The sequence below is a fragment of the Rubritalea sp. genome, from assembly GCF_039830215.1.
Taxonomy (GTDB): domain Bacteria; phylum Verrucomicrobiota; class Verrucomicrobiia; order Verrucomicrobiales; family Akkermansiaceae; genus Rubritalea.
In genome coordinates this window covers 1-3,914 of sequence record NZ_JBDOPO010000169.1, presented here as the reverse complement: position 1 = coordinate 3,914, position 3,914 = coordinate 1, and the positions used below count along the sequence as shown (strand labels likewise).

The window sequence follows — 3,914 nt, the reverse complement described above, 5'->3', positions numbered from 1 at the left end:
GTAAGGTCATCCGTCAGCTCTGGGGTAAATAGCACTCGCCCAATTTTGGCTCCACCCATACGCACTTCACTGCCCTTGATTAGTCCTGACGCATCCTTAAATTCTACGTACACGTGATAGGTCTCGCCTTTATTGTCTCCTAGACGGCCGAATTGTAACACCAATGCTCCAAGAGCTAATAAGCCTAACAAAACGAAGAGGCCGACGAGAGTTTCAGCGCGTTTTTCCTTGAGAGCCATGGAGTGCATTTTCTCTCACATCCTAGGACATGCAAGGATTGATTTATTCTGACTTAATAAGCTTTGAGAGTTTCACTATGAATAGCATGGATGCGGGTCCGCTCACGAGAGCTCAACTCAGGCCTCCAGCTATGGGTTCGCCGGTGAGATGCTGACGAAGATTCGTCAAAACGCGTCGCTTGATCGGGTCAGGAAGATAAATAAATGCCTTGCTGTGAATGGTGTAGCTACAACGGTATTTAAAAAGTCGCTTTTGTAATCTGAAGTCACGCAACGACCAGCCATCTTTACTCTGCAGGCCTGCGCTGTGGAATTCCTTCAGGAAAGTAGCCGACCCATCAATTCCATCGACTGGTAACTCGGCATGGTCACTAAAAAGCAAGCTCGCTAGAATTTCGTCACTTCGCCTCACAATGAGTTTTTGTATCTGAGCGCTTTTCTCGGCGTATGTGACTCTGAATTTAGAGCTTGGTGTAGGAGTTAAGATCGCTGGTATTGGAAGCGCGCTGCGTAGAAGGTGTTGTGCATGTGAATCTGGTGCCCCATCACCATCAGCGCCACTATATCGCTGGTATTTGCTAGATAGCTGGAGAAGTTTATGTAGTCCGAGAGTTTTTCTACATTTTGCCCATGGTCCTCATTGTAGCGGTACTCGCCGTCCTCTAACTTTTTGGTGATTTTATTCCCCATATACGGAATGTCGCCATGGGTTCCAGTGACATACCAACCGCTCCAACGTTCAGGAATGGGGCTAGACGGGGGTTGTTAGGATAGATAAGCTCGTTCTGCTCGCTCGTTTTGGAAAACACTAACATCTGTGAGGACTCCGGAATCTCTAGGGCCTTCAGACTCTGTCTCAGAGAGTCCGTGGCTGGTTGTTACTTTAGTTTAGGGTTTCCCGCAGGGCTGTGATGCCGTTGTCATCCTGCGCTTTAGGATACTCTAATGGCTGAAGTTCATAGTCAGGAGCTGCCTGAAGACTACTGACTGTGGGTAGAAGCCAAGTCAGCACCAAAAGAATGGATCGTATGCCTCGCATTAGCTCTCCCAGCTTTCACCGGAGCTGCCTTCAATGAAGTTTTGAAGCTCTGGGTCAGTTGATTCCTTGAGCTCTTGTGGAGTTCCCTCCCAGTAGAGCAGGCCTTCTTTAAGAAAGAGCACACGGTCTGCTATGCGAAAGACACTGCGCATCTCATGCGTTACGATGACATTGGTCATCTGGTGGTCGCGCTGGAGGTCTTTCACCAAGTGGTCGATAGAGTCGGCCGTGATGGGGTCTAGGCCGGCGTGTGGTTCGTCAAAAAGGACGCAAGATGGCCGGTCTACTATTGCTCTGGCTAGCGCCACGCGTTTGCGCATTCCACCGGAAAGGGCTGAAGGCATCTTGGCTTCTTGCCCCGAGAGTCGGACAATATCGAGCGACTCTTTGACCAGTCTCTTAATCCTCTCCTCATTTTTCTCTCCACCCATTCGCAGAGGAAACGCAATATTTTGCCCCACAGTCATGGAGTCAAACAAAGCACTATTCTGAAACATCATTCCCATCATACGACGCACTTTGCAGAGTTCTCTATCACTCAACCCAGTAATATATTCACCTTCCACAATCACCTCTCCCTCATCTGGGGAAAGTAAGCCGATGAAATGCTTCATCAGCACAGACTTCCCACCTCCAGATCCCCCCAGCAGAACGAGGGTCTCACCTTTATATACTTTAGCGGATAAACCTTTGAGCACTTTTTGGGAGCCAAAACTCTTATGCAGGTTGCGCACTTCGACAAATATTTCTTTCTCAGCCACCCCTGCACTAAAGCTATGACAGCTACTTAGGGAAAGGTAAAAAAGCTGTCGGAAGAAATCGTTCTTGCAATTCTTCGCCCTCAGCACTATGTCCACAGCAGTCAAGGGCTGTGGAGTCATAGCAGGTGAATCCTCCAGATCTTAATCGAAGCAAAGGCAGCTTGCCTGTGATTGCCGCAGTCCCTTGGCACTTTCCTACGTCTAGGAGGTTTAAGCTGAGTGCTAAATCGTAATTTATTTGAAACTTACTTTAGCCATAGCGTCGGTGCGTTTGCTGACTGGCCATTCTTGGCCATCTTTCGGCCAGCCGATGTAGAGTAGGCCTAGGCATTTGTCGGCTTCATCTAACTCTAACGACTGCGCAAAACTCGGGCCGTAGGTGACTGCTGGTGATGACCAAAACACTCCTAGTCCAGCTGCCGACGCTACTAGGTGCAGGTTTTGAACTGCACACGCTACCGCTTCAATTTCCTCGACCTCTGGAACCTTGCGCTTCGGGTCGCGCTTCACTACAAGAGCCACCACTGAGTTTGCGAGGAACGGGTTCTTTCCCATTTTCTCAAATTTCTCAGGGCGAAATTCTTCTGCCGCGGTCTCAGATGTGTACGCTGCCTGCAGGGCTGTGGCGATGGAAGCTCTGGACTCGCCACTGTAGACGAGAAAGCGCCAAGGCTCAGTGAGTCCATGATTAGGTGCCCAGTTAGCAGCCTCGAAAAGTGTTTGCCAAAGTTCTCGGCTGATAGGTTTAACTGAATCCATCAATGCCGGTTTGATACTACGGCGATGAGCAATGAGATTGGAAATTTGTTCGGTGTTCATGCCGCAGAAGCTGCGAAAACCGCGCCACTTATGCAATGCTATTTCAATCAGCCAACCAGTGTCACTCGTACTTTTACCGCTAAAATTGCGCCAAATGCTGAAAAATAGGGTTATGAAGCTCTTTACCACGAATGGCACTCATTTCGCGGATCCAAGGAGGGAGTGATGAGACCCCACCACAAAGGGGTCATTGATTGGATTGAAGCGACTTAGATTCCCTCGCCGTCACCTTCTGCGAGGAACCCTTCAAAGCCAGTTTCGTTGGAGACGACTGAGGCAAAATCACCGAACCCTTCGATCACACCTGAGGCGTTGAGAGTATCCTCTGCTGCTTCAATCTGAGCATTGCTTACGCCTGCGGCCTGCGTTTTTAGATCTCTGATAACTCTCTCGCAAGGTTGCGCATCAGTGAGAGACGTTTGCTCTGGTGCCGCACCGAGTTCTTCAAACTTTCTAGCACTCACCATGACGCGTGAATCGAAGGTGCCGACTGCTGCATTGAAGTGATTCACGGTAGCTCCTAGTGATTTCCCTATCTTATCTATGTGCTCAGTGAACTTAGCGAGTCGCTCATAGAGCTCTTGGCCAACTCCAGAGATCTCCTGAGCATTCTGAGCAAGAGCTTCTTGGCGCCAACCGTAAGCCACTGCTCTAAGGAGTGCAATAAGCGTGGTAGGAGTAGCCAGGATGACTCCTTGATCGACACCTTTTTCGATGAGCGTGCTATCCTGATCAAGTGCCGCCGAGAAGAATGCCTCGCTAGGAAGAAAGAGCACAACGAACTCTGGGCTGGTCTCGAATTGGTCTTGGTATTTCTTACTACTGAGCTGCTGAATGTGGGTGCGAACTTGCGCGACGTGACGCGCGAGGGCCACCTCCTTGACTGCGTCATCATCGGTTTCAATCGCCTCGAGGTAGGCATCCATCGGAGCCTTAGAGTCGACGATAATATTCTGACCGCCCGGTAACTTGACGATGAGGTCTGGGCGAAGATTTTTACCTTCGTCGGTGGTTGTCGTGGTCTGGATTTCGAAGTCGCAATGCTCCTGCATGCCA

7 protein-coding genes are annotated in these 3,914 nt (G+C 49.8%); all 7 read right to left on the bottom strand.

The window, feature by feature from the left end; genetic code table 11:
* Window positions 1–239: MlaD family protein (locus tag ABGY95_RS05670; RefSeq protein WP_347440726.1), on the bottom strand; the 239-nt coding region annotated here is incomplete at its 3' end.
* 112 nt (window positions 240–351) lie between these two features.
* The gene (locus ABGY95_RS05665) at window positions 352–651 is read right to left on the bottom strand and encodes a hypothetical protein (RefSeq protein ID WP_347440725.1); all 300 of its coding nucleotides are present in this window, start codon (window positions 649–651) and stop codon (window positions 352–354) included.
* A 68-nt stretch (window positions 652–719) separates the two neighbouring features.
* Window positions 720–929, bottom strand: coding sequence for a hypothetical protein (locus tag ABGY95_RS05660; protein WP_347440724.1), 210 nt, complete (start codon window positions 927–929; stop codon window positions 720–722).
* A 193-nt stretch (window positions 930–1,122) separates the two neighbouring features.
* Window positions 1,123–1,278, bottom strand: coding sequence for a hypothetical protein (locus ABGY95_RS05655; RefSeq protein ID WP_347440723.1), 156 nt, complete (start codon window positions 1,276–1,278; stop codon window positions 1,123–1,125).
* Window positions 1,278–2,039 (bottom strand): ATP-binding cassette domain-containing protein, encoded by a 762-nt coding sequence (locus ABGY95_RS05650; RefSeq protein WP_347440722.1) that lies wholly within the window; start codon window positions 2,037–2,039, stop codon window positions 1,278–1,280. The genes ABGY95_RS05655 and ABGY95_RS05650 overlap by 1 nt, the downstream gene beginning before the upstream one ends.
* 234 nt (window positions 2,040–2,273) lie before the next feature.
* Complete coding sequence (locus tag ABGY95_RS05645; RefSeq protein WP_347440721.1) at window positions 2,274–2,858, bottom strand: nitroreductase; 585 nt, start codon at window positions 2,856–2,858, stop codon at window positions 2,274–2,276.
* A gap of 209 nt (window positions 2,859–3,067) precedes the next feature.
* The coding region (locus ABGY95_RS05640; RefSeq protein WP_347440720.1) for a DNA recombination protein RmuC at window positions 3,068–3,914 on the bottom strand (847 nt) is incomplete at its 5' end.